The 26,220-nt window shown below is 68.3% G+C and carries 17 protein-coding genes and 1 riboswitch; of the genes, 9 read left to right on the top strand and 8 right to left on the bottom strand.

All coding sequences use genetic code 11. The annotated features are described in order from the left end of the window. Positions 1–31: 31 nt before the first annotated feature. Both WAX14_RS09315 and WAX14_RS09310 read right to left on the bottom strand, forming a co-directional pair. Entirely contained in the window at positions 32–4,390 is a 4,359-nt protein-coding gene (locus WAX14_RS09315) for a non-ribosomal peptide synthetase (RefSeq protein WP_422627798.1), read from the bottom strand. Beyond that, positions 4,391–9,754: an amino acid adenylation domain-containing protein gene (locus WAX14_RS09310; RefSeq protein WP_422627797.1), complete on the bottom strand. Its 5,364-nt coding sequence runs from the start codon at positions 9,752–9,754 to the stop codon at positions 4,391–4,393. Between the two features lie 279 nt (positions 9,755–10,033). Beyond that, positions 10,034–10,130: riboswitch (TPP riboswitch) on the top strand. Here WAX14_RS09310 and WAX14_RS09305 point away from each other — a divergent pair. The 4 genes from WAX14_RS09305 (at position 10,123) to WAX14_RS09290 (ending at position 13,355) form a co-directional block, all read left to right on the top strand. Further along, positions 10,123–10,842, top strand: a complete 720-nt coding sequence (locus WAX14_RS09305) for a TenA family protein (protein ID WP_422627796.1) — start codon at positions 10,123–10,125, stop codon at positions 10,840–10,842. Its footprint overlaps the riboswitch before it by 8 nt. After that, positions 10,827–11,846, top strand: a complete 1,020-nt coding sequence (locus tag WAX14_RS09300; RefSeq protein WP_422627795.1) for an ABC transporter substrate-binding protein — start codon at positions 10,827–10,829, stop codon at positions 11,844–11,846. Before WAX14_RS09305 ends, WAX14_RS09300 begins: the two co-directional genes overlap by 16 nt. Further along, a complete protein-coding gene (locus WAX14_RS09295; protein ID WP_422627794.1) occupies positions 11,827–12,618 on the top strand; it encodes an ABC transporter permease in 792 nt (263 codons plus the stop codon). The genes WAX14_RS09300 and WAX14_RS09295 overlap by 20 nt, the downstream gene beginning before the upstream one ends. After that, positions 12,615–13,355 (top strand): ABC transporter ATP-binding protein, encoded by a 741-nt coding sequence (locus WAX14_RS09290; protein ID WP_422627793.1) that lies wholly within the window; start codon positions 12,615–12,617, stop codon positions 13,353–13,355. The genes WAX14_RS09295 and WAX14_RS09290 overlap by 4 nt, the downstream gene beginning before the upstream one ends. A 23-nt stretch (positions 13,356–13,378) precedes the next feature. Here the strand turns inward: WAX14_RS09290 and WAX14_RS09285 are convergent, their stop codons facing one another. Beyond that, positions 13,379–14,743, bottom strand: coding sequence for a WS/DGAT/MGAT family O-acyltransferase (locus tag WAX14_RS09285; RefSeq protein WP_422627792.1), 1,365 nt, complete (start codon positions 14,741–14,743; stop codon positions 13,379–13,381). 218 nt (positions 14,744–14,961) lie between these two features. Between WAX14_RS09285 and WAX14_RS09280 the strand changes: the two genes are divergently transcribed. The 3 genes from WAX14_RS09280 (at position 14,962) to WAX14_RS09270 (ending at position 18,313) form a co-directional block, all read left to right on the top strand. Then, entirely contained in the window at positions 14,962–15,972 is a 1,011-nt protein-coding gene (locus WAX14_RS09280) for an alpha/beta hydrolase (RefSeq protein ID WP_422627832.1), read from the top strand. 196 nt (positions 15,973–16,168) lie between these two features. Beyond that, positions 16,169–16,729 carry a LysM peptidoglycan-binding domain-containing protein gene (locus WAX14_RS09275; protein WP_422627791.1) on the top strand — a complete coding sequence of 187 codons (561 nt, stop codon included), beginning with the start codon at positions 16,169–16,171 and terminating at the stop codon, positions 16,727–16,729. A gap of 186 nt (positions 16,730–16,915) precedes the next feature. Further along, positions 16,916–18,313 (top strand): T3SS (YopN, CesT) and YbjN peptide-binding chaperone 1, encoded by a 1,398-nt coding sequence (locus tag WAX14_RS09270; RefSeq protein WP_422627790.1) that lies wholly within the window; start codon positions 16,916–16,918, stop codon positions 18,311–18,313. Between the two features lie 73 nt (positions 18,314–18,386). Here the strand turns inward: WAX14_RS09270 and WAX14_RS09265 are convergent, their stop codons facing one another. Together WAX14_RS09265 and WAX14_RS09260 are read right to left on the bottom strand one after the other, a co-directional pair. Then, positions 18,387–19,379: an alpha/beta hydrolase gene (locus WAX14_RS09265; RefSeq protein WP_422627789.1), complete on the bottom strand. Its 993-nt coding sequence runs from the start codon at positions 19,377–19,379 to the stop codon at positions 18,387–18,389. Positions 19,380–19,764: 385 nt separating this feature from the next. Next, entirely contained in the window at positions 19,765–20,295 is a 531-nt protein-coding gene (locus tag WAX14_RS09260) for an O-acetyl-ADP-ribose deacetylase (RefSeq protein WP_422627788.1), read from the bottom strand. Between the two features lie 53 nt (positions 20,296–20,348). Between WAX14_RS09260 and malQ the strand changes: the two genes are divergently transcribed. Next, the gene (gene malQ / locus WAX14_RS09255; RefSeq protein WP_422627831.1) at positions 20,349–22,469 is read left to right on the top strand and encodes a 4-alpha-glucanotransferase; all 2,121 of its coding nucleotides are present in this window, start codon (positions 20,349–20,351) and stop codon (positions 22,467–22,469) included. Between the two features lie 83 nt (positions 22,470–22,552). On the opposite strand, the gene WAX14_RS09250 is transcribed toward malQ, so the two are convergent. The 3 genes from WAX14_RS09250 to WAX14_RS09240 form a co-directional block, all read right to left on the bottom strand. Continuing rightward, a complete protein-coding gene (locus tag WAX14_RS09250; protein ID WP_422627787.1) occupies positions 22,553–24,346 on the bottom strand; it encodes an AMP-dependent synthetase/ligase in 1,794 nt (597 codons plus the stop codon). Continuing rightward, the gene (locus tag WAX14_RS09245) at positions 24,339–24,833 is read right to left on the bottom strand and encodes a MarR family winged helix-turn-helix transcriptional regulator (protein WP_422627830.1); all 495 of its coding nucleotides are present in this window, start codon (positions 24,831–24,833) and stop codon (positions 24,339–24,341) included. The genes WAX14_RS09250 and WAX14_RS09245 overlap by 8 nt, the downstream gene beginning before the upstream one ends. Before the next feature lie 63 nt (positions 24,834–24,896). Then, the gene (locus tag WAX14_RS09240) at positions 24,897–25,349 is read right to left on the bottom strand and encodes a MaoC/PaaZ C-terminal domain-containing protein (protein WP_422627786.1); all 453 of its coding nucleotides are present in this window, start codon (positions 25,347–25,349) and stop codon (positions 24,897–24,899) included. Between the two features lie 197 nt (positions 25,350–25,546). On the opposite strand from WAX14_RS09240, the gene WAX14_RS09235 reads away from it, so the two are divergent. Continuing rightward, a partial coding sequence (locus WAX14_RS09235) for a DUF2397 family protein (RefSeq protein ID WP_422627785.1) occupies positions 25,547–26,220 on the top strand: 674 nt, incomplete at its 3' end.

Here is a 26,220-nt window from a genome sequence, read left to right as displayed (position 1 = left end):
GAGCAGCATCGGGCGGCGCATGGTCGTCGGTCTAGATGCCGGAGCCGTCCGCGACCGCGTCCCCGACCGCCGGCCCCTCCGCGATCTCGACCGTCGCCACCAGCGCGTCGTCGAGCGGCTCGAGGAATCCGATGTGCGCGAAGTAGGTCACGTACCAGGCCAGCACCTCGTCGTCGACCACCGGGCATTCGATACCGCCATCGGCGAGCGCACGGCGCGCGTTGCCGTCGTCGAAGTCCTCGGCCTCGGACAGCCCCTGCGCGAACTCTCCCGCGACCAGCATCGCGCGGGTGAGCCGGTCGTCGCCGCGTTCGGTCAGCGTCTGCGAGGTTTCGATGAGCGTCGCCGCGAACACCTCGTCGGACACAGGCCGCAACTCGAACCCGTGCGCCCGCAACCGCGCGACGAGGTCGTCTGCGGCGACACGACGCCGGTTCACGAGATGGAAGTTGCCACCGACCGTCGACGGATCGAGTGCGAGCGCGACGAGCGCCGAGGCGACATAGGTCACCGGGGCGAGCGCGACCGATCCGACCGCCGACGCAGGCACCATGCGCAGCGCGACCATGGCGCGGACGACATTCCAGAACGCGTCGTCGGTGCCGGCAGCACCGGACACGGTGTCTCCGCTGATCAGTCCCGGGCGATAGATCGAGACCGGAATGCCGCGGCGGCGCGCGACCGCGACGAGCTCCTCGGCCACCCACTTGCTGCGCACATACCCCGAGTCCATGACCCGCTCGGACGGCAGCCGATCGTCCTCACCGATCAACCGCGGCGTCCCGTCCGCAGACGCGGGCAGGGCGGTGTCGGTGAGCACCGATCCGGTGGAGACGAAATGGACCGGCTTGACCGTTCCGGTGACCGCCAGACGCGGGACCTCTTCGGTGCCGGACACATTCGCCGCACGCATTCTGCTGTACGGCTCGATGTGGTTGACCCGGGCACCGTTGTGCACGACGACATCGACGCTGCGCGCGAGGTCGTCGAACTCGGTGTCGGACAACCCGAATCGGGGCTGCCCGAGATCGCCCGGTACCACCACGATCCGGCCGCGGTAGTATTCGCGCCACAATCCGAATGCGCGGAGTCCCGCCTCGATGCGATCCAGTCCCTCCGCCTCGGAACTCGTCCGTACCAGGCACCACACCCGCATTCCGCTGTGTGCGAGCAGATCCCGCAGCAGGTAGCGGCCGAGGAATCCGGTGGCTCCGGTCAGCAGTACCCGCCGACCGTCCGGTCGCGCCGCCGGGACGCCGTCCGGGACGATGTCCGCGGCCAGATCGAGATCACCACTCCACTCGGCAGCCGACGTTGCGTCCGGCGATCCGGACTCGATCAGCCGCGCAAGTTTGTAGACCGGTGCGTGCTCGAACAACTGCGGCACCGTGATCTGCACGTCGAAACGCTCGGTGACGGCGGTGGCCAGCGACAGGATCAGCAGCGAATGCCCACCGAGATCGAAGAAGTCGTCGTCCGCACCGACCGTCTCGACGCCGAGCAGTTGCCGGTAGATGTCGGCGACGCCCTGTTCGTACCGGGTCGACGGCGCCCGGAACGGGCGCGCCGTGACGGCGGGAGCCGGTAGTGCTCGCCGATCCAGCTTCCCGGACGGGCTGAGCGGAAGCGAGTCGAGTACCACGATCGCCGACGGCACCATGTGCGCGGGAAGCGTCGACGAGACGGACCGCAGCAGCGCCTGTTCGTCGAACTCGTCTGTATCGGCGGGCACGACGTACGACACCAGTCGAGGTGCCGTGTCGCGCCCCACGGTCACGGCCGCGGCGACCGAGTCGTGTGACACGACCGTGGCGTCGATCTCCCCGAGTTCGACGCGCAATCCGTGGATCTTCACCTGGAAGTCCGAGCGTCCGTGGTAGACGAGTTCCCCAGTGGCGGTACGGCTCACCACGTCGCCGGTACGATACAGCCGCTCTCCCCAGCCGTCGTGCGGGTTGGCGACGAACCGCGCCGCGGTGAGCGCGGACCGGCGGTGATAGCCGCGGGCGACGGCGTCACCGGCCAGGTACAGCTCTCCGGCGACCCCGACGGGCACGGGCCGCATCCGCGAATCGAGCACCTGGTGTCCGGCTCCGCGCACGGGATACCCCAGCGTCACCGGCGCTTCCGGCGTCAACGGACCCGCGGTGTGCGTCATGATCGTCGCCTCGGTGGGTCCGTACGCGTTGAACACGGCGCGTCCGCCGACCGACCACCGCCGGATCACGTCGCCGGTCACCGCTTCCCCGCCGGTGACGAGCACTCGACACTCGTCGAGGTCGTCGGGGTCGACGGTCGCGGCGACCGAGGGGGTGAGAAACGCGTGGGTGACGGCCCGATCGCGCATCAACTCGGCGAGCACGAACCCCCCGTACTGGTGCGCGGACGCGACGACGGCGGTAGCGCCGACCGACAGCGCGAAGAGCTGCTCGAGGACCGAGGCGTCGAAGCTGGGTGAGGCGACGTGCAGCACCCGCGACCGTGCATCGAGCCGATACCGTTCGCGTACCTCCACGCACAGGTTGTACAGGCCGGTGTGGGTGACGGTGACGCCCTTCGGCGTGCCGGTCGAGCCGGAGGTGTAGATCACGTAGGCGACGTCCGCCGGATGAACCACCGGGAATTCGCCCGCATCGGGTTCGAATTCCGGTGCAGCGGAGAATGTATCGATGCCCGAGCCATCGAGCGCGAGCCATTGCGGGCCCGCCGGCAGGCCCGAACGATGCCGGTCGAGGGTCAACCCCACCCGCGCACCGGAATCCGCGACGACGTGCGCGAGCCGATCCGCGGGATGGTCGACGTCGACGGGGACGAACCCGGCGCCGCATCGCGTGACCGCCCACATCGCGAGGATCGACTCGGCGGAACGGGGCAGTGCGACGAGCACCAGATCACCGCGGCCGATGCCGTGGGCACGGAGAACGCCGGCCCATCGGCGCGCGGCAGCGTCGAGATCACCGTAGGTCAGCGCGACGTCGCCGCTCACCACCGCCACCGCGGTCGGATCGGCGGCCGCCGCGTCGAGCAACTCCGCCAGGGTCTGCGGCCGCAACCCGATCCGTCGACCCGACGTGAGCACACCGGCCCGTTCGCCGGGCGCAAGGATCTCGACGTCGCCGACCGCCCGGGCGGGCAGGGCCGTGACCGCGTCGAGGATCCGCACGAGTCGCTCCCCCAGCACCGTGACGGTCGCGGCGTCGAACAGGTCGGTGGCATAGCCGATCACCAGCGACAGCGCACCCGATCCGTCGGTGTCCTCCCCGATCGCGAACTGCAGGTCGAACTTCGACAGGTTCGTCTCGACCGGTAGTTCGACGACGGTCAGATCGGGCAGCGCGAGTTCGGTCCGCTCGAAATTCTGGTACGCCAGCGCAACCTGGAACAGCGGATGACGCCCCGGTGATCGTTCCGGTTCCAGCAGTTCGACGAGTCGCTCGAACGGCACCTCGGAGTTGGCGTGCGCGCCGAGATCGACGTCCCGAACCCGGGACAGGAACTCGGTGAACGATTCCGCGGGATCGATCTCCGTGCGGAGCACCACCGTGTTGACGAACATGCCGACGAGATCGTCGAGCACCGGGTGCCCGCGCCCGGCCAGGGGACTGCCGACGGCGATGTCGGTGGAGCCGGACAACCGGGACAGCAGCAGTGCCAGTGCCGCGTGCACCACCATGAACGGTGTCGCACCGGAGTTTTCGGCCAGCGCATCGAGCGCGGCGCGGGTGCCGGACGGGATGGTCGTGTGAACCCGACCGCCACGACCGGAACCTGCGGCCGGACGGCGTCGGTCACTCGGAAGCTCGAGTTGGGCGGGCAGGCCGTCGAGCCGCTCCTGCCAGTAGGTCAGCTTGCGCCGATGGCTCGATTCGGGATCGTCCTCGTCGCCGAGCACCGCACGCTGCCACAGCGCGTAGTCCGCGTACTGCACGGGCAGCGGTTCCCAGTCCGGTGCCTGCCCCGCGACCCGGGCGGTGTAGGCGGCGGCGAGGTCGCGGACCAGGGGGGCGACCGAGAAACCGTCTGCGGCAATGTGATGGACCACGACCGCGAGCACGTAGTCGTGGTCGCCGGTACGCAGTAGCCGTGCACGCACGGGAATCTCGGCTGTGACGTCGAATCCCACTCCGACGAGGGCAGTGAGCTCCTCGTCGAGGCGGTCGGCGGGGACATCGACGACCGGCAGGTGCGGCCGTGCCTGCTCACCCGTGAGCACGACCTGACGGCCGGCGCCGTCCCATTCGGGATAGACGGTACGCAGCACCTCGTGCCGCGCCACGACGTCACAGAACGCGGCGTACAGGGCGTCCGTGTCGAGAACCCCGGACAACCGGACCGCCAGCGGAATATTGTGCAGTCCCGATTCGGTGTCGAACCGGTTCAGGAACCACATTCACGATTGGGACCAAGACAGCGGGAGCACATCCGGCCTCGGCCCGGCAACGGGCCCGCGAGAAGCATCGAGAGAGCCCGTATTTCGTTGCGCCACAGCATCTTCGAGAAGAGTCGCGAAACCGGTAACGGTGCGGGTGTCGAACAACGACCGAACGGTCACCTCCACGGCGAGGACGTCGGCGAGGCGCGCTGCCACCTGCGTGGCCGTCAACGAATTCCCGCCCAGAACGAAGAAGTCGTCCTGTGCACCGACCGCATCCACACCGAGAACAGCGGCGAACACATCCGCCACGAGCTGCTCCGCGTCGCTGCCCGGTGCCACGAATTCGCGGGCCTCGACGACCGGCGCGGGCAGTGCCGCGCGATCCAGTTTGCCCGACTCCCGCACCGGGAAGGCATCGACGACCACGATCGTGTCCGGTACCAGATGAGCGGGCAGGACACGGACGAGTGCCCCGCGCAGCACCGTGACGTCCACATCTGTGGACGTCGCGACGATGTACGCGACGAGCCGATCACCGGCAGGGATGTGCTGAACCGTCACGACCGCCTGCGCGACCTCCGATCGGTTCAACAGCGCCGCTTCGATATCGCCGAGCTCGATGCGGACACCGCGGATCTTCACCTGGTCATCGGTACGCCCCAAGTGGAGTAGTTGCCCCTCCGGGGTCCACCGCACGTAGTCGCCGGTGCGGTAGAGGCGAGACCCTGGCAGCCCGAACCGATCCGCGACGAACCGCTCGGCCGTCAGGTCCGGCCGCCCGTGGTATCCCCGCGCCTCCTGCACACCGGACAGGTACAGTTCCCCCGCCACTCCCACCGGGACGGGATGCAGGCGCGAGTCGAGCACCACCGCACGGGTGTTCCACACGGGCCGGCCCATCGGGACCGGGCGCGACGCCAGATACGGCAACGGCGGAACCAGCGCCGCGGTCGCATGCACCGTGAATTCGGTGGGCCCGTACAGATTGTGCACCGCGGCACGGGACACCGCCCGGAACGATGCGACGGTGGCCGCGGGCAAGGCTTCACCTGCCACCGCGACCGCGCGCAACGTCCGCAACAGCCCAGGATCGGGCACGGTCGCCGCGAATACGGACAGCATCGACGGCACGAACGAGGTCAACGTGACCGCGCGTCGGCCGATGATGTCGGCGAGTTGCCGCGCATCACGATGTGCATCCGGCGCAGCGACCACCACCCGGGCCCCGGAAGCCAAGGGCGCGAACATTTCCCACACCGAAACATCGAATGTCGCCGGCGTCTTCCACAGAACGGTGTCGGCCACACTGATCCGGAAGATGTCCGCGATCCACAGCACCTGGTTGACCACCGCCCGATGCGGAACGGCGACGCCCTTGGGTTCCCCGGTCGAGCCCGAGGTGAACAGAATGTAGGCGGTGTTCTCGGGGCGTAGTGGCGCGAGCAACTCGGCGTCGTGCAGCGGCGCGGCACTCAGGTCCGTGGCGTCGTCGATCCGCATCACGGGCACCGCGTGATCCTCGCCGCTGTACTCCACCCCGGCGCCGACGAGAACGACCACGGGCCGCACGGCGTCGAGCATTCGTCCGGTACGTGCGTAAGGCTGTTCCGGATCGACCGGAACGTACACGCCACCCGCGTGCAGGATCGCGTGGACGGCGACCAGCAGTTCGGTCGAGCGGGGCGCGACAACGACGACGGCGCGTTCCGGGCCGACCCCGGCAGCGATGAGCCGGCGGGCCAACCGGTGTACCCGTGCGGCGAAGTCCGCATAGGTCAGCACATTCTCGTCGTCGACCACGGCCTGCAGATGCGGGGTGCGGGCGGTCTGTGCGTCGAGCAGGCGCCGCACCGTGACCGCGGGGACCTGCCGATCCGTCGAGTTCCAGCGTCCCAAGACGGTGCCCAGCTCGGCCCGGTCCAGCAGCCGGTGGTCGCCGACGGCACGGTCGGGATCGGCGGTGGCTTCGGCGAGGATCCGCACGAGGCGTCGCGCGAACACCGCGACCGTGCCTTCTCCGAAGAGATCTGTCGCATAGGCGATCTCACCGACGATGCCGTCGGGCTCACGTTCGTCGCCGAAGCGCTCGGCGAGCGTGACCTGGAGGTCGAACTTCGCCCGCCGGGTGGGAATGTCCATGGTGGCGACCGTCAACGACGGCAGTTCGAGCGGCGTCGACGCGAGATTCTGGAATGCGAGCATCACCTGGAACATCGGGTGGTATGCGGGCGAGCGCGTCGGCACGAGATCGTCGACGACGCAGTCGAACGGCACGTCCTGATGATCGAACGCTCCCAGGTCGATGGTGCGGACGCGCGTCAGCAACTGCGCGAAGGACTCGGCCGCGTCGATCGGTGTGCGCAGCACCAGCGTGTTGACGAACATGCCGACGAGCTCGTCGAGGTTCGCGTCGCCGCGGCCCGCGGACGGGGTCCCCACGGCGATATCGGTGCTGCCGGACAGGCGTGCAAGGAGAACCGCGAGCGCCGCGTGCACCACCATGAATTCAGTGGTGCCGGTCGCGCGAGCCACGTCGATCACCGCACGGTGGACGTCCGCCGGAATCTCGACCGGTACCGCGGCACCGGCCTGCGACGGCACAGCGGGCCGGGGCCGATCCGTCGGCAGCTCGAGCCGGTCCTGCAGTCCCGTCAGTTCCCTGCGCCAGTAGCCGAGTTGGGCTGCGATCAGCGAATCCGCGTCGTCGACGTCACCGAGGCGATCACGTTGCCACAGTGCGTAATCCACATACTGCACCGGCAGTGGGAGCCCTTCGGGCGCATCTCCGGCAATCCGGGCACTGTAGGCGCGCATCAGGTCGCGGGTGAGTGGGCCCGCCGAGAACCCGTCGCCGGCGATGTGGTGGACGACGACGACGAGAACGTGATCGTCGTCCGCCACCCGCAACAGGTGTGTGCGCACCGGGGCGGATTCGGCAATGTCGAAACCCTCGGCCGCCAGCGCATCGATCCGGATCGCAACCTCGTCCGCGGCCACCGCCTCGATCGGCACGGCCCGCTGGGCGGCACCGACCGGAAGTACCAGTTGGGTGCCTGCGCAGTCGACTTCCGGGTAGACGGTGCGCAACACCTCGTGCCGTTCCACGAGATCGCCGACTGCCTGCTGCAACGCGCCGACATCGAGGTCACCGGTCAGGCGGACCACCAGCGGCATGTTGTACAGCGCCGAACCCGGATCGAGCCGATCGAGGATCCACAACCTGGTTTGAGCGGGAGCCAGTGGCACCGGGTACGGCCGCGGACCGACGGCCGGCGACATCTGGAACCGGTCGCCGGCGTTCGTCCGATCCACCAGTCGGGCGATCCCGCTGACGGTCGGCGCGTCGAAGAAGTCCTGGACCGACAGTGGCCGGCCGAGTCGAGCCGAGATGCGGGAGGCGGCGCGGACCGCGGCGAGCGAATTGCCGCCGAGCGCGAAGAAGTCGTCGTCGACGCCGACTCGATCACGGCCGAGCATCTCCGCGAACACCGTGGCCACCACCGATTCGGTGGCAGTTTCCGGTCGACCGCCCTCGGTCGTCGTCGGGATTTCCGGTGCAGGCAACGCAGCGCGGTCGAGTTTGCCGCTGGCGGTGAGCGGAAACTCGTCGAGCACGCAGTACGTGGTGGGGATCATGTAGTTCGGCAAGGTCGCGGCGAGCGCCGCACCGAGTGCGTCCTCGTCCCACGATGCCCCGGACCGCAGTCGCACATACGCGACGAGGCGATCGCCGAGCGCGTCGTCGCCGTGCACGCGCACCGCGGCCTGTGCGATGCCGTCCTGACGGGTGAGGGTCGCTTCGATCTCGCCGAGTTCGACACGCAACCCACGGATCTTGACCTGAAAATCGCTGCGCCCCAAGTATTCCAGTTCGTCTGTCCGGGACCGCGAGACGAGATCGCCTGTCCGGTACATGCGTTCGCCGGGGACTCCGTACGGATTGGCGACGAACCGCTCCGCGGTCAGATCCGGCCGGGCGACGTAGCAGCGGGCCAGTTGTGTTCCGGCGAGATACAATTCGCCTTGCGCCCCGGTGGGCACCCAGTTCAGAGCACTGTCGAGGATCAACAGGTCGGTGTCGGCGATCGGCGCACCGATCGGTACCGAGTCGACATCGGCGTCGCCGACTTCGTGGTGGGTCACATCGACGGCAGCCTCGGTGGGGCCGTACAGATTGTGGACCGCCACCGCGGGCAGCAGTTCACGGACCAGCACAGCGATATGGGGCGGCAGCGCTTCGCCCGACGCGAACAGGTACCGAAGCGTGGTGAGCGAATCGAGTTCGGCCTCGGCGGCGAACACCGCGAGCATCGACGGCACGAAATGCACGACGGTGACGGCCCGGTCGCGGACGAGTTCTGCCAGGTAACGCGGGTCCCGATGGCCACCGGGTGCGGCGACGACCAGTCGCGCTCCGGCCTGCAGCGGCCAGAACAACTCCCACACCGAGACATCGAATGTGACGGGAGTCTTGTGCAGGACCACATCGGCTGACGTGAGCCGATACCACTCCTGCCGCCAACGCAGGTTCGTCGTGATCGCCTCATGGGTGACCGCGACGCCCTTCGGCCTGCCGGTGGATCCGGAGGTGAAGATGACGTACGCGGTGTCGGCGGCGCGCAGTGGACGTCGGCGGTCGACGTCGGTGAGCGGCTCGGGCAATGCGGACCCGAGATCCAGCGTCGACAGGTCGAGCACCTCGATCCCCGCGGCAGCGGGTACCGGCACGGTGGTCCCGGTGAGTAGGACGGCGGGTTCGGCGACGTCGAGGATGTACGTCAAGCGATCGGCGGGATGATCGGGATCGATCGGTACGTACGCGCCCCCGGCTTCGAGCACCGCGTACACGGCGACGATCAGATCGAAGGACCGGCGCAGTGCCACGGCAACGGTGACCCCGGGGCCGACGCCGGAGTCGACGAGCAGGCGAGCGAGCCGCCGAGACCGGCCGGCAAGCTCGGCGTAGGTGTACTCGACGCCGTCGAACTCGACGGCAACGGCGTCGGGTGTCGCGGCAGCCTGCGCGGCGAAGGCTGCGGGCAGGGTGTCCGGCCGCACCAGCTCCGGGCCCGGTTCCTCGCCCGCGAACGCGGCGAGGTCCTCGGACAGTTCGGCGAGGGCGGCGGCGACATCGTCCGGACCCGTGTCGGCGAGCCCGGGCAGCAGCCCGGTGAGCACGACGGGAACGAGCGCATCGGGACCGATCGCGTCGCCCATCGCGGCACCGAGTGCCGCCAGTTCCGCGTTGAGGCCGGCGTAGGTGACGACGGCACCGTCGCGAACAAGCGCCACCCGTTCCGGGTCACGCGAGACAACTTTCGCGATCAATCGCGGCAAATTCTCGAGTTCCGACCGTCCGGAATCCTCGACGTCCCGCATCCCGTCGTCCACCTTTCCCAATTCGCTGTGCGCAGGCGGAGCCGCTGTCGACACCGTCCCGCGACCGCCCGAGCGCGAGCCGGGAGGTCTCGCAGCATGGTCGTCGCACAGACTCGTCGGCGTACTCCGAACCGGCGACCGTGCTGACGATCGCCAAACATACAGCGTGTTTTCTATCCGCGGAACCAGTTGCAGTGTGGCTCCGCCGAGGCTGCCACGCGCGGGTGTATAGCGGCGACCCCGGATACGTCCCGCCCAGGGCACCTGCTATGGTCGCGTTCGTCCGACACGGGGTGCTCCGCACGAGCGGGGCTGAGATCACACCCGTCGAACCTGATCAGGTAATGCTGACGAAGGGATGTCCCGGCATGTCTGTGCCCGTTGACGTTTCACAAGTATCGACAACCGACCGCTTCACCGACCGGATGTGGCAGCACACCGACACGGTGCGCAAGGCGATCGACGACCTCGAGTTCCTCCGCAAACTCGGTGACGGGACGCTCCCGCTCGACGCGTTCCGCTTCTACATCGAACAGGACGCGCTGTACCTGGCCGGCTACGCGAAGGCACTCGCGCTGCTCGCCGCCAAGGCCCCCGACCCCGCGACCGCCGCCTTCTGGGCGTCGAGCGCCGCCACGGCCGCCACGGAGGAATCGGCCCTGCACCGCGGGTTGCTCACCGGGGGGGTGCTCCCCGCCGGTGACGGCGTCGCCGCCCCGTCCCCCGCGTGCCTTGGCTACGTGTCGTATCTCACCGCGACGGTCGCGACCGAACCGTACGCCGTGGGGGCCGCGGCCGTGCTGCCGTGCTTCTGGATCTACGCCGAGGTTGGCCGCGGCCTCGCCGCGCGGGCCGCCGACGTTCTCGCCGCAGACCCGCAGCACCCCTATGCCCAATGGGTCACGACATACGACGCTCCCGAATTCCACGCCTCGGTCGCAACCGCCCGCGAACTCGTCGACGCGGCGGCGGTCGCCGCGACCGACACCGACCGGGCCGCGATGGTCTATGCGTTCACCGTGGCGACCCGCTACGAACTGATGTTCTGGGATACGGCCCTGCACCGGCAGGAATGGCCGGCGTCGTGACCCTGCGCCGCCTCACCGCCCTGCTGGTCGCCGTCACCGCGCTCGCGCTGCTCCCGGCCTGCTCCCCCGCCCCCTCGGGCGAGTCGATCCGCTTCGCCCTCGACTGGACCCCGAACACCAACCACACCGGCCTGTTCGTGGCGATGCAGGAGGGGTTGTTCGACGACGCCGGACTCGACGTGGAGTTCCTGCCCTACAACAACACGACGCCGGACACCCTCGTCGACGCGGGCAATGCCGAGTTCGGCATCTCGACGCAGGGGATGACCACCTTCGCCCGCGCCGCCGGCTCACGCACCGTCTCGGTGCTCGCCCCCCTGCAACACTGGGCGACCGGCATCGCCGTCCGGGCGGACCGCACCGATCTCGCGAGCCCGAAGGATCTCGACGGTCACATCTACGCCGGATTCGCCGACCCCGGCGACGAGGAAACCCTGCGTCAGGTCATCCGCGACGACGGCGGCACCGGCGAGTTCACGTCCGTCGTTCTCGGCACGTCCGCGTACGAGGCGGTGTACTCGGGCACCGCGGATTTCACGGCGTCCTATCTGGCGTGGGAGGGTATCGAAGCGGAACACCGCGGCCTGCCCATGCGGTACTTCAGCTACACGGACTACGGGTTTCCCGACGCCTACGCCATCCTGATCAGCGGCAACGAAGGCTGGCTGGCCGCGCACCCCGAGCAGGCCCGCGCGTTCGTGCGCGCTGTGCAGCGCGGCTACGAGATCGCCGCCGAGGATCCCGACCGCGCGGCGAAGGCCCTGATCGATGCCAATCCCGGCGCCTTCGAGGACGAGGCGCTCGTCTACGAGAGCCAACGGATGCTGTCGGCGGACTACCTGCGCGACGAGAACGGCAACGTCGGCGCCCAGACCCTGGAACGATGGACCGGCTACTCGCGGTTCCTGTACGAGAAGGGGTTGCTCGCCGGACCCGACGGCACGCCGTTGACCGAGGAACCGGACTGGTCGACGTACTTCACCGATGCCTACTCCACATCCTGATCCGTCGACCCGGTGGATCCGCACCGCCGCCCCGGCCGCGGTGGTCGTGCTCACGCTCGTGGCGCTCTGGCAGGTGTATGTCACGGTCTCCGGCATCCGCCCGCAGGTGTTGCCCTCCCCGTTCCGGGTCCTCGCGCAGGGTTGGGAACACCGCGACGACTTGGCCGCCCACACGTGGTCGACCCTGCAGGTGACGCTCGTCGGGTTCGCGGTGTCCCTCGTGGTCGCGTGGACGCTGGCGATCGTGGTGGATTTCTCGCCGTGGCTGCGCCGCGCCCTGGTGCCGTTGTTCGTGGTGTCGCAGACCCTGCCGATCATCGCGATCGCGCCGCTGATGATCATCTGGTTCGGGTTCGGGTTGCTGCCGAAGATCCTGGTGATCGCGCTGGCGACGTTCTTCCCGATGGCGATCGGGTTGATCGAGGGGTTCGCTGCCACCGACCGCGAGGCGGGGGCGTTGTTGCGCAGTATGGGAGCGTCCCGGCGCCAGGTGTTCCGGTATGTGCGGTTGCCGTCGGCGCTGCCCCGGTTCTTCACGTCGCTGCGCATCGGCATCACGTATGCGGTGGTGGGCGCCGTGTTCGCCGAATATGTCGGCGCCACTTCCGGACTGGGCATCTACATGAGCATCCAGAAGAACTCGTTCCGCACCGATCTGGTGCTCGCCGCGGTGCTCGTCACCGCCGCGCTGTCGTTGGCGTTGTACCTGATCACCTTCGTGGTCGAGCGGATCGTCGCGCCGTGGGCCCTGACCGCCGGGAGTCGCAGTTGAGTGCCGTGTCCGCCGTCGCCCTCAACCGCGCCTTCGATGGCCTCCAGGTCTTGGGTGGTATCGACTTCGATGTGGCCGGAGGAGAATTCGTTTCCGTCATCGGACCGAGCGGGTCCGGGAAGTCGACGCTCTTCGGTCTCGTTGCCGGTCTCGACACCGCCGACAGCGGCACCGTCACGGTCGGCGGCGCGACGGCCGCACCGGGCCGCGCCGCGTTGATGCCGCAGAAGGATCTGTTGTTCCCGTGGCGCAGTGTCCTCGACAACTGCGCGCTCGGCCTGGAGGTACAGGGCCTTTCGCGGGCCGACGCGCGGGCGCGGGCCGCCGAGTTGTTCCCTGCCTTCGGGCTCTCCGGGTTCGAGGATGCCCGCCCCGGGGACCTCTCGGGTGGGATGCGGCAGCGTGCGGCCCTGGCCCGCACTGTTGTACAGGGCCGCGATGTGCTGCTGCTCGACGAACCGTTCGGGGCGCTGGATTCCCTCACCCGCACCGACATGCAGGTGTGGTTGCAGGATGTGTGGATGCGCGACCGCTGGACCGTCCTGATGATCACTCACGACGTGCGCGAGGCGGTGCTGCTGTCGGATCGGGTGCTGGTCCTGTCGCCGCGTCCGGCCCGGATCCGGCACGAGGTGCGTGTCCCGCTGCCCCGACCGCGCACTCTCGCGACGCTGACCGAGCCGGATTTCGTCGCCGTGGAACGGGAACTTGTCGGCGTGTTGCACGCCGACGCGTGAACCCGATCTGGAGCGGGGGTGGATCACGACAACTGCAGCGCCGCTTCGAGTTCGAAGAGGGAATCGTGGAGATGCAGCACGATCCGTTGCAGACTCGGAACCGTGCGACGGCAGCCGACGACACCGAAATCTACTGTTTCGGCGGTGTTGGTCACGGTGATGTTCAATGCCTGACCGTCCATGACGACCGAGGTCGGGAAAATCCCGTCGAGCCGGGATCCACTCCAATACAACGTCTCCCGTGGTCCTGGCACGTTCGAGATGATGAGGTTGAAGGGTGGCGGGGTGAGACGGACGAATCCGGGTACCGAGGCAAGTCCGAGCGGCGAGATCGTCAGCCCCGACCAGGCCAGTGCCTGCAGCATCGTCATACCGCCGAACAGGCTTTTTCCTTCGGCCATCGATCCGGCGATGGCGGCGAGCCGGTCCAGTGGGTCGGCGTGGTCGGTACCGAGGTTGCACAAAGTCACCCCGACGCTGTTGCCGGCGCTGCCCGGCCGGTCCTTCGGCCGCAACGACACCGGCACCATCGCGATCAGCGGATCGTCGGGCAGCGCATCGCGTTCGATCAGGTACGCGCGCAACGCGCCGGCGCACAACGCGAGAACGACGTCGTTGCCGGTCACACCGGCCGCGCGTCGCGCTCGCTCGATGCGTTCGCGGCTCCAGGACTGCGCGGCGAACCGGCGCGCGCCGCCGATCGGGACGTTGAACATCGTGCGGGGTGCCTGATACGGCAACGCGACGTTGTGCGGCCCGAGGGCGAGCCGCCCGATCCGCAATGCCGCCGGAACCGCACCGACGAGATCACCGGCCAGCGACCGGGCCGATCCGAGCAGCGACCCGGACGACCCGCTGCTCGTTCCGGCGAGGGCACCGCGGCGCGACAGGTGCCACGGGACGTGCGGCTCGTCGTCCTCGGGGTCCGCCGTCAGCGTGCGCTGCAGCACTTGCAGCGCCGACACCCCGTCGAGCAGTGAGTGGTGCACCTTCGAATACCACGCGAACCGGCCGTCCGAGAGTCCCTCGATCAGGTGCATCTCCCACAGCGGCCGGCGACGGTCGAGCAGGGCGCTGTGCAGCCGGGAGACCAACGCGAACAGTTCGCGCAACCGGCCCGGCGCGGGCAGCGCCGAGTGCCGCACGTGATAGTCCAGGTCGATCTCGCGGTCCTCGGTCCACCAGAGGTGTCCCACGGTCGCGGCAGGATCACCGGGCCGCTTGCGGAACAGTGGGTCGACGTCGGTCGACGCCACCATCCGGGCGTACAGATCGGCGACGTAGTCGGGCCCGGCATCCGCAGGCGGGGTGTACAACTGGACGGACCCGACATGCATCGGGTGGTCCCTGGACTCGGCGAACAGGAATATCGAATCCGTAACGGGCATGATTCCCACCTGCATTGCCCCTTTCGCGAGGATCTCTATCCAGTTACGACTGTGCGCGCAATGGTACGACCGACGTACGGTCGGGAAACCTGAGTCGAACAAACGTCTCCACTGGGGAAGGGGCGAGCGAACAGCGACGGCGACCGAGGAGGCCGGTGATGAGTACCGCACTGGTAGGTACTGCACAGATGAGTACCGCACAGATGAGTACCGCACAGATGAGTACCGCACGACCGTTCGGCGAGCGTCCACCTCGATCCGGCACAGCTCTCCCGGTACGTGTTCGCGAGTTCGACGGCGTCAGCCTCGCATCGCGACTCCTGTCCACCTCGGTGCGGCGCACGGTCCGTCCCGCGATCGACGCATGGGCCCTGGCACCCGCGTTTCCGTGGCCCGCCGCCCTCGTCGAGCACTTGGCGTTTCCGCTCGCGCGGGTGCCCGGTGTCCGTCGGCGTCCGGTGCGGTTGCCGTCCTGTCCGGCGGAGTACCTTGCCGCACCCGGGGTCGACATGTCGGCGCCGAGCCGACAGACGGCGATCCTGTATCTGCACGGCGGCGCCTTCCTGTGCTGTGGTCCGGGTACGCACCGGCAACTGGCTTCGCGGATTTCGGCGACCACCGGCGCCCCGGTGCTCAATGTGGGCTATCGCATGCTGCCCGGCCATCCGGTCCGGCACGCCGTCGAGGACGGGGTCGCGGGGCTCCGCTGGCTCCTCGATCAGGGACGGCCGATCGAACGGATCGTGATAGCCGGCGATTCTGCGGGCGGGTTCCTCGCGTTCTCGGTGGCCGTCGAGTCGCTGCGTCGGGGACTGGGTCGCCCGGCCGGGGTCGTCGCGTTGTCACCGTTGACCGATCTGGACCCGGCCGGAAAGCTCGATCATCCGAATTCCCGCTGCTGTTCGCTGTTTCCGCGGCGTGCTGTGCCCGCGCTGGCCGCTCTCATCGACCGGGTGGACGCGGCCCGGGGTGGCGGCCACGCACCCGCCGGGTCCCCTGTCGATGCCGATCTGACCGGCATGCCTCCGGCCCTGATCCAGACCGGATCGCACGAGATGACGTTCGCCGACGCCGAACTGATGGCGCGGCGACTCGGGTCCGCCGGCGTACCGTGCGAACTACAGATCTGGGAGCGGCAGGTGCATGTGTTTCAGGCTGCGGCGGCGCTGGTGCCCGAGGCGGCCCGCGCGGTCGCCGAGATCGGCGCCTTCGTGCGGAGCCTGAGCTGATCGTCCCACCGGGGCGCCGACCGAACATCACCTGTCACGAACACCACCTGTCACGAACACCACCTGTCACGAACACCACCGAAACACGCCTGATGCGTGTCGAATCCACACTGCGGCCCACCGCTCTGTACTGTTCGTCTCGGTAACCGTCCCCGGCGGTTGCCGACCCTGATTCATCGATCCGAAAGGGACAGCGGTGAGCTCTCTCAACGCAGGCCAGAGCCTCGGCGTAGGCCAGGAACTCAAGTCCGACAACGGTGCTTACACCCTCACGCTGCAGCAGGACGGCAACCTCGTGCTGTCCGAGGGAGGCAAGGCCGTCTGGGCTGCCATGACCAACGGCTCCGGTGCCGTGCGCGCCGATGTTCAGGAAGACGGCAACTTCGTTGTCTACAAGGAGAACAACGAACCGGTGTGGGCGTCGCAGACCAGCGGCAACTCCGGTGTGCGGTTGACCGTGCAGGACGACCGCAACGTCGTGCTGTACGCCGGTGACCGAGCGGTCTGGGCCACCGATACCGCCGTCGCGCAGGCCGAGGCTCCGGCGGCTCCGGCGGAGCCTGCCCCCGCCCCGGCCGAGCCTGCTCCCCCGGCCCCGCCTGCCCCGCGCACCCACACCGTCGCCCCGGGCGACAGCCTGTGGGCCATCGCCGAGCAGGTCTACGGCGACGGCAACCAGTACCAGCGCATCGCCGACGCGAACGGGATCCCGAATCCGGATCTGATCCAGCCGGGCCAGGTTCTCACCATCCCGTAAGCACAGCTCCACACGGGGCGACTGCCACGTACGAACGCTCGGCTGGGAATATCCCAGCCGAGCGTTGTGCGTCACCGGTCGCCTGCGCCACCCGTCGTGTGTCGGCACCTGCCGCTAGTCTTTCCGGCACGTCCTCGAAAGAAAGACGTACAGGTTCGGACAATGCCGACGGAAGGGAGGCGGATCATGCCGGGTACGCCACAGGAGCGGGACGAGACCCGGTTCGATCGCGATGTCGAGCGCGCCTGGAGGGATTTCCGGGTGCGCCTGGCCGACCACGTGGCGTCGATGCACGATGGTGACGGCTTGGTGCTCGAACCGTTGGCGGAGGAATCCGCGGGTCCCGCCGGGCCGTGTGTGCAGTTCTATGCGTGGGACGGCGGGCAGGTGCGCTGCGAGGTGCCGTCCGACGTGCACCTCGACGGCGACCGTCACTTGAGCGCCTCCGATCGCGTGCTGCTCGCCGAGTTGGGTCTGCAGGAGCCGACGCGCGGCCCCGATACCCCGGAGGACGGCGGATCACCCGCGTATTGGATGGATCGCCCCAACACGTGGTCGGACGAACTGGCGGTGGTGTCGGTGCGGGCGCTGCGCGAGATCTGGGGAGTTCCACATCCGCTGTTTCTGCGCATCGAACCATTCGGAGCCGGCCACACCCCGGAGTTCGCGCCGGTCGAGCCGATGCGTGAGACGCCCGCTGTCGCTCCCCTGCCGGTTGTCCTCGAAGCCGCCGGTGAGGACCACCTGCGCGAGCTCGTCGAGTCGACCGTGCAGCGGCGAATCGGGTCGTCACCGCCCTGGGACGACGATGGCGATCTCGTGCTGCGCGTGGCCGGGGTGTTGTTGTTCGTCGGTATCGGCCAGGGTTCGGGAACGGTAGATCTGTTCGCACCGATCGTGCATTCCATCACCGGCCGCACCCGCGCTGCAGAGGTCGTTGCCGATCTCAACCGCCGTTGGCCGCACCTGAAGTTCGTGCTGGTCGAGGATCGGGTCGCGGTCGCGCTGCATCTGCCGAGCACACCGTTCGTGCCCGCGCACCTTCTGTCGGGTCTCGATCGGATGGCCGAGTTCCTCGAGACCCTGGACGTCGAGTTCGCGTCGCATCTCGGCGGTGAGCTTCTGCGCGAACCCGACCACGTCTGCGGGCCGGACGAGGCGAATCCGCCGTGGACACCGGAGTCGGAGGGCGATCTGCCACTGGCGCTGCTGGCCTTGCGCGACTTCCACCAGCAGGGGGTGCTGGAGATCCAGGTGACGACGGTCGCGGCGATCGGCGACAACGAATCGAACGAACTCCAACGGTTCCTGGCTTTGTCCGTCGAGCAGCAGGTCGGGTGGGAATGTGAAGCGCTCGAGCGCGCCGCGGCCGGCGACGACGACGGTGTGGAGGCTGCCGATGCTCGCGCCCTCGAGTGGGAGCTGACCGGCCGCTCGCTCACCGCGGCACTCCACTACCTCGACGGTTCCGGCGAGGAGGCGCCTCGTCGACCGGCCGCGAAGCCCGACCGACCGGCTGGTCCGGCGGTCCCGGACCAGCCCGCGCTGTTCGACGAACCGGACGAGCCCACCTTGTTCGACTAGGACGTGTAGCAGCGTCTGTGCGGCCCGGCCGGCGGGAGCATTGCTTCCCGCCGGCGATTCGGCTCCGACCCGATCACCACGCGCCGAGAGTATCGAGAATCTGCGGTCGCGCCTGCCACAACTCCGCCGACCAGTACGGCCACGAATGGGTGCCCGTGTTGTGGAATCGGAACTGGGCTGGTACCCCGAGCGTGGCGAGGCGAGCCTGGAACGCGCGGGTGGTGGCCATCGACAAGACCTCCAGCCCCATGCCGTTCGCCGTGTTCCAGTATCCCGTCAGATCCGATGGGCGGTCGTACACACCGGGGACACCGTTGCCCGCCGAGACGTAGAGCGACATGCCGTGCAGTTGGGGAGCGGACACGAACGGGTCGTTGCGCAGCCACGCCGGGTCCCACGGGAATCCCCACATGGAATCGGAGTTGTACAAACCGGCATCCAGCATGGCCAGGCGGATGGCCTCGCGCATTCCGGGGGCCGTGGTGTTCAGGTAGCCCGACAGCGATCCCGCGAAGCGGAACTGGTCGCGGTGGTGCGCGGCGATCGTCATCGCGGCCGTACCACCCATCGATATCCCCAGAATCCCGGTGTTCGCCCGATCGACGCCGAAGCGCGCCAGATAGTCCGGCAATTCGCGGGTGAGGAAGGTTTCCCACCGGTAGGTGAACGGCTGCATGTTGAAGTTGCTCGGAAAGTACCAGTCGGAGTAGAAGCTCGCTTCACCGCCGACCGGCATGACCACGGTGACGTTGTCGTGGGCGAATTGTTCCATCGCATTGGTTTCGAAACTCCACGCGTTGCGGTCGTTGCGGGCGCGCAGACCGTCGAGCAGGTACAACGATGCACTCCCGCCGCGCGCCGCCCACTGCACTTGCACCTTGATCTCGCCCATCGACGACGGTACCCACAGTTCGCCGTATTCTCCGGGCGCCATCGTCCGCGGAGCCGCTGGACCGGCCGACGCGGCCGGAACCGCGAACAGTGCTCCCATGATCGCGAGTACCGCCACCAGGGCGACCGCCACCGGATTCCGACGAATCCTCTTTCCTTCTCGGACGATGGGCATCGACAATTCTCCCTTGCACACGAAATACCGCACCTCGGCGGGCGGTATTCCCTACCGGTGTCGATGCGATTCACACGGTCATACGATCGTCGGTGATATCGACGCGACGATCACTCTCGTTAGCAAAGGAAAGCTGTGTCGAATGTCTCGGCGTTCCGAATCATGAGAGTTCTATGAGAGTTTCTTGTATTGGGTTGATTTCGGCATCACGCACCCCTCAATCAGACGGCGGACGCGGTGCCGGAATGACGACTTGTCCGTCCGGCGACATGTAATCCTTTACGATGCACTCGATGACGAACATCGTCGTCCGAATATCATTTTCCTCCAATATGATTCCGAATGTCGACATACCCGGAACCGCGGCGAGGCAGCCGACGTCGATTCAGCTCCGGGGCGCGCCGTCCGCTGCCACCGCGCGTCGCAACGCATCCTCCGCGACCGCGTCGAATGCGACCATCACGGCCCGCTCCACCCCAGTGATCGACGCCCGGATCGCCGCGACCGCCTGGCGGGCGGCGTCGTCGACGGGCCAGCCGTAGGCACCGGACGAGATCAGCGGGAAGCTCACCGTGTGGGCGCCGAGCCCATCGGCGACGAACAGACTCCGGGTATACGCCGAGCGCAGGATCGGCGACCTGTCCTCGCGGTCGGAATACACCGGGCCGACGGCGTGGATCACCCATCGAGCGGGTAGCAGGCCCGCGGTGGTGGCCACGGCATCACCTGCGGGGAGCCCGTCCGGCAGGGTGACGGCACGCAACTGTCGACAGGCCGCGAGAACATCGGGACCACCGGCGCGATGGATCGCGCCGTCCACACCGCCCCCACCGAGCAGCGAGGAGTTCGCGGCGTTGACAATGGCATCCGCGACGATCAAGGTGATGTCACCCGAGACGACGTCGACCGCAGGCATGATCCGCTCCTCCCGCGCTGACGGACGAATCCTTTCCTGGCATGATCCCACGTGTGACGGCGACGGCGAAGCTCCGCGAACTGGCCGAACGTTCCGGCGTGTCCTGCTCGTACCGCGGCTGGGACGGACAGGAACACTATGTCGGCGACCACACGCTGCAGGCGGTACTCGCGGCCCTGGACGTTCCGGCCGCCTCGGACGAGGAGATCACCACCTCGCTCGACGACGTCCCGAACCGGCCGTGGCGCTGCCTGGTGCCGCCGTCGCTGGTCGTCGTGCAGGGCACCCGCCGGACCTTCCCGGTGCACGTGCCGCACGGCGACCCGGTCGAGGTGTGGGTGGTCACCGAGGACGGCACCGAACTCGAGGCCGAACAACTCGAGGTGTGGGTCGATCCGCGCACGGTCGACGGCCGCCTCGTCGGCCGGGCTACCTTCGTGGTACCGGACCTTCCGCCGGGCTGGCACACGATCCACGCACGCAGCAACGACGTCGCGGCCACCGCGACGCTCGTGGTGACACCCGCCCGGCTCGCGAGCGCGGACCGACTCTCGAGCAAACGCCGATGGGGTGTTGCGGCACAGGTCTATTCGGTGCGTTCGAGCCGTTCGTGGGGCGTGGGCGACTTCGCGGATCTCGCGGACCTTGCCGCGGTGACCGGGTCCCGGTACTGCGCGGACTTCCTGCTGATCAACCCGGTGCACGCCGGGGATCCCCGTCCCCCGGTCGAACCGTCGCCGTATCTGCCGTCGTCGCGACGATTCTCCGATCCGCTGTATCTGCGCGTCGAGGACATCCCCGAGGTGGCGTATCTTCCGGCCAAGTACCGCAAGCGGATCACCGAGTACGCCGCAAAGTTCGCCGGTGTGAACCGCAAAGGAAAACGTCTCGACCGCGACACGACCTTGCGCGCGAAACTCGATGTGCTCGAACATGTGCACCGGGTTCCGCGATCGCAGGCCCGGCAGGTCGCGTTCGCGGCCTTCCGCACCGCGGGTGGGCAGCCGCTCGCCGACTTCGCGTTGTGGTGCGCCCTCGCCGAGAAGTTCCGGGACAACCCGCAGCGCTGGGCGCAGCGAGCGCCGACACCGGACCATCCGGACACCGCGCGACTGCGCGTGAAGCTCGCCGACCGCATCGACTTCTACTGCTGGCTGCAATGGCTGTGCGACCAGCAACTCGCGGCAGCCCAGCAGGCCGCGCGGACGGCAGGCATGGACCTCGGTATCGTGCACGACCTGGCGGTAGGGGTGCGCCGCCACGGTGCCGACGCCTGGACCCTCGACGATGCGCTGGCCGCGGGAGTGACGGTCGGCGCACCTCCCGATGATTTCAACAGGTCCGGCCAGAATTGGAATCAGCCGCCGTGGCGCCCGGATCGGCTCGCCGAACTCGGATATCGGCCGTTCCGGGATGTGGTGCGGGCGGCGCTCCGGCACGCCGGCGGCATCCGCGTCGACCACATCCTCGGGTTGTTCCGCACCTGGTGGATTCCGGACGGCTGCTCGCCCGACGAAGGCACCTATGTGCAGTACGACCACGAGGCACTGGTCGGGATTCTGGTACTGGAGGCGCAGCGCGCCGACGCGGTGGTGATCGGCGAAGACCTGGGTGTGTTCGAAGGCTGGGTGCAGCACTATCTGGCCGGTCGCGGAATCGCGGGCACGTCGATCCTGTGGTTCGAGAAGGACGGGCACGATCCGCGTCCGCCCGAAAGCTACCGACAGTTGTGCCTGACGTCGGTGACCACGCACGACCTGCCGCCGACTGCGGGTTATCTCGCCGGCGACCACGTTCGGTTGCGCTCGGAACTCGGTCTGCTCGAACGTGATCCGGACGACGAACTCGCCGACGCCGCGAGGGAACGCGACGCGGTACTCGGCCTTGCGCGCGACCGCGGCCTGCTGCCTGCCGGTCCCGCCGCGGGACACGTCGACGACCCGCGGACCGTCGAGGCCCTGCATCGGCTGATCGCGGCGAGTCCGTCTGCGCTGCTGGCGGTGTCGCTCGCCGATGCGGTCGGTGAGCGACGCAGCCAGAACCAGCCGGGTACCGACGACGAGTACCCGAACTGGCGGATACCGCTGGCCGATGGTCGCGGCCGGGCGGTGCTGCTCGACGACCTCGCCGGCAACGAGAGATTCGCCGCGCTCGTCGCCGCGCTCCGTGACTGAACTGTCTCACAACGGCAGGTCCCACTATCCGACAGTGCCGCGGGCCCACCCACATTCGGGTGGACCCGCGTCGGTGCACGGGATCAGCGGGTGTACATGCTTTCGATGTCCGCGGCGAAACGTTCGGTGACGATGTTGCGCTTGATCTTCAGCGTCGGTGTCAGTTCGCCCGTCGCCTCGGTCAGGTCGCGGTCGAGGATCACGAACTTCTTGATCGCTTCGGCGTGTGAGACGGTCGAGTTGGCGTCGTCGACGATGCTCTGCATCGCGTCGCGCAGCGACGGATCGTGCCGCAGTTGCGCGATCGTCGCTGTTGCGGGCTTGCCGTTCTCCGACTTCCAGTTGTCGAACACCTCGGGATCGACCGTGACCAGCGCGGTGATGTAGGTGCGCCCGTCACCGACCACCACGGCCTGCGAAACCAGCATGTGCGAGCGCATGCGATCCTCGAGCTGGCCGGGTGCCACGTTCTTGCCACCCGCGGTGATGATGAGGTCTTTCTTGCGCCCGGTGATGGACACGTAGCCGTCGTCGTCGATTTCGCCGAGGTCGCCGGTGCGGAACCAACCGTCGCGGAACACCTCCTCGGTGGCCTTCTCGTTGCGCCAGTAGCCCTGGAAGATCACCCCGCCGCGCAACTCGATCTCGCCGTCCTCGGCGATGCGGGTGCTGTTGCCGCCCATGGGCTGACCGACCGAACCGATCTTCTGTGCTCCGGGTGCGTTGACGCTGTGTGCAGCCGTGGACTCGGTCAGGCCGTAGCCCTCGTAGATCGGCACGCCGACACCGCGGAAGAAGTGCCCGAGTGTCGGGCTGAGTGCGCCACCTCCGGAGATCGCGTACCAGCAGTCGTTGCCCATCGCGGCCCGCAGTTTCGCATAGACGAGCTTGTCGGCCATCGCGTGCTTGGCCTTCAGGGTCAGCGACGGCCCGCCCCGGTCGAGTGATTCGCTGTAGGCGACGGCGGTTTCCTCGGCGAACCGGAAGATCGATGCCGTGAAATTCCCGCCCGCGGATGCCTTGCCCGCGGCCGCGTCTCGCACCTTCTCGAACACTCGCGGCACACCGAGGATGATGTTCGGCGAGTATCGCTCGAACTGCGCGGACACGGTGGAGAAGTCCGACCAATGCGACTGTGCGGTACCGGATTCGAACAGCGCCAGCGCCACCGCCCGCGCCAGAACGTGGGCGAGCGGAAGGAAGGTCAGGCCGCGATTACCCGGCTTGGCGACCGCGCCGACCGGGGAGGTGAGGATCGCGCGGACCTCGGACAGAAAATTGCAGTGGGTGAGGATACAGCCCTTGGGCCGCCCGGTCGTGCCGGAGGTGTAGACCAGCGACGCCAGGTCGTCGGCACGGATCCCATCCAGGCGCGCCGTCAACTCGATGTCGTCGACGCCGGAGCCCTCGGCGATGAGTGTGTCCACCGCGCCGCCGTCGATCTGCACGATGCGGCGCAGCGTCGCGGGCATATCCACGAACAATGCCTCGTGACGCGCCGACTCGACGACGGCGACGACGGCCTCCGAATCCTGGAGGATCCACCGGATCTGGTCGGTGGACGACGAGTCGTAGATCGGCACCGACACCGCACCGGCCGCCCAGATCGCGTAGTCCAGCAGCGACCACTCGTAGCGGGTGGCCGAGAGCAACGCGATCCGATCGCCGGGTTGCACGCCGCAGGCGATCAGGCCCTTGGCGACGCCCGCGACCTGCTCGGCGAACTGTTTCGCGGTCACGGCCACCCATTCGCCGGGACCTTCGGGACGCGAGAACATGACCCGGTGCGGGGTCTTCTCCGCGTGCACGAAGACCGTACGGACGACGGATTCGTCGTCGCCGACGGTGAACTGGGCTGGGGTCGAGTACTCACGCACGGGCATCTCCATCGTTCGTGTCGGTCGTAGCGGCGGACATCGTGTCCACACCGCGACGGAATCGGCGCAGCAGGTGGACGAACCGGTCGAGTTCATCCTGGTCCCAACCGGCGAGTCCTGCACGGACTTCGTCGTGTCGGCGCCCGACCGTCTCCGCGAGAACGGTCCGACCGCGGCCGGTCAGGTTCAGCGGATGGCCGAGCCGGGTCGGTCCAGGTTCCGCCGCGACCCAGCCGGCGTCGACGCAACTGCGCAGTTGGCGGGACACGGTGGACCGGTTCACACCGAAGGCATCCGAGACATCGGTCGCGCGGCATCCGGGGTGCCGGGCGATGTACCCGAGCAGGGAGTGCTGCGCGAGGCTGAGCGCGCCGTCGTGCGCGCGTTCCCCCACGGTCAGGTAGCGGACGAGGCTGACGAATTCGTCGTACACCTCGCCGACGGCATCCGGACCGGTTCCGGTGTCCTGGTCACCGACCCCGCCCACCGCAGAGTAGTTCTGTTGCACGGCGCAACTGTAAGCCTCCGGTGGCGCAGAGCACGAATCGGCCTACCCGCGGCGCCGCACATACGACTCGACGGTCCCGTCGAGCACGGCCGCCCCCGCCTCGTCGACGAGTGTGAAGGTGGCGACGACCAGTCCGCGGCCACGGTCGTCGAGTGTCACGGCGTCGATCACATAGGTCCCGGTCAGCGTGGTTCCCGGCAGCACCGGGCTCAAAAACCGAACCTCCCTCAGACGCCTGCCCGCGATCACCGCCCACCGCCCGTAGGCAGCGTCGACCGTCAGCCGCTGCGCGACCGCGAGCGTGTGGATCCCGCTGGCGATGAGGCTGCCGAACGGCCCCGACTCCGCTGCGTCGCGGTCGGTGTGGAACCACTGTGGATCCCAGGAACGGGCGAAGTCGACCAGTTCGCCCTCCCCGACGGTATGCACCCCCAATCCGATCCGGTCGCCGACAACCAGGTCTTCGGCGTACAACAGGGGCTGCGGTGCACTCACGGACTGTTCTCTCCTCGGTCGGGATCGGATCGATGGGCAGCGGTCCGATCCCGCCATTGGATCACCGCACCGGCCTGCGCGCCGCGCATCCAGGTCACGACCGTCCGTTGGACGGTTTCCCGCACCGGGTGGTCCGAGTCCGCGGACCCCGGCTAGCCTGGTTCGACGTAGGAGCACGGGTGGGAGGTAGGCACGGCATGGGCGAAAACCGCCGCCGCGATCTCTTCCGTCACGTCACCGACGACAACGCCGACGACTATCTCGCGATCGTGGCGTGCCTCGCCGACACGCTCGTCGCCGATCTGTCCGCCGCCGACATCGCCGACCGTATCCCCGGCCGGCCGTTGACCCCGGAGATCGTCGGGCAACGCTGCCGCAGCCTCGTCGAGTGGGGCAACCTGACGGCGGGTCCGCAGGCGGTTACCGGCACGGACACCGACCGGGACCGGTTCCGGGTCACCGTCTTCGGTGGCCGGGTGCATCGCGACGTCACCTCGGTCCTGACCGCACACGACGGTGCCCGCGAGGTCGCCCGCGAGGTGCTCGGCCTGATCGCCGCGGATCTCGCCCGCATCGCGGACACACTCGGAGCGGCCCGTACCGACCCGGACACGGTGGCCGGTCTCGTCACCAGCGTCTTCACGCACCATCGGACGTTCACCGACAGCATCGCCGATTTCTACGCGCATCTCGCGGACGTGCTGGCCCGACTCGATCTGTCGCAGGACGAGTTCGACCGGCTCAAGACGATGCTGCTCGACTACGTCGACCTGCTCGACGGTGATGTCACCCGGCACACCCCCGTCATCGCGGCTCGACTCGGCACGCTGCTCGCCCCGCTCGATCCCCTGCTCGCCGCGCTGCCCGGCGC

Origin of the sequence: Rhodococcus sp. (in: high G+C Gram-positive bacteria), from assembly GCF_049299235.1 — a bacterium.
GTDB lineage: Bacteria > Actinomycetota > Actinomycetes > Mycobacteriales > Mycobacteriaceae > Rhodococcus.
The sequence above is the reverse complement of the archived record's forward strand: the minus strand, read 5'-3'. Positions and strand labels throughout refer to the sequence as shown.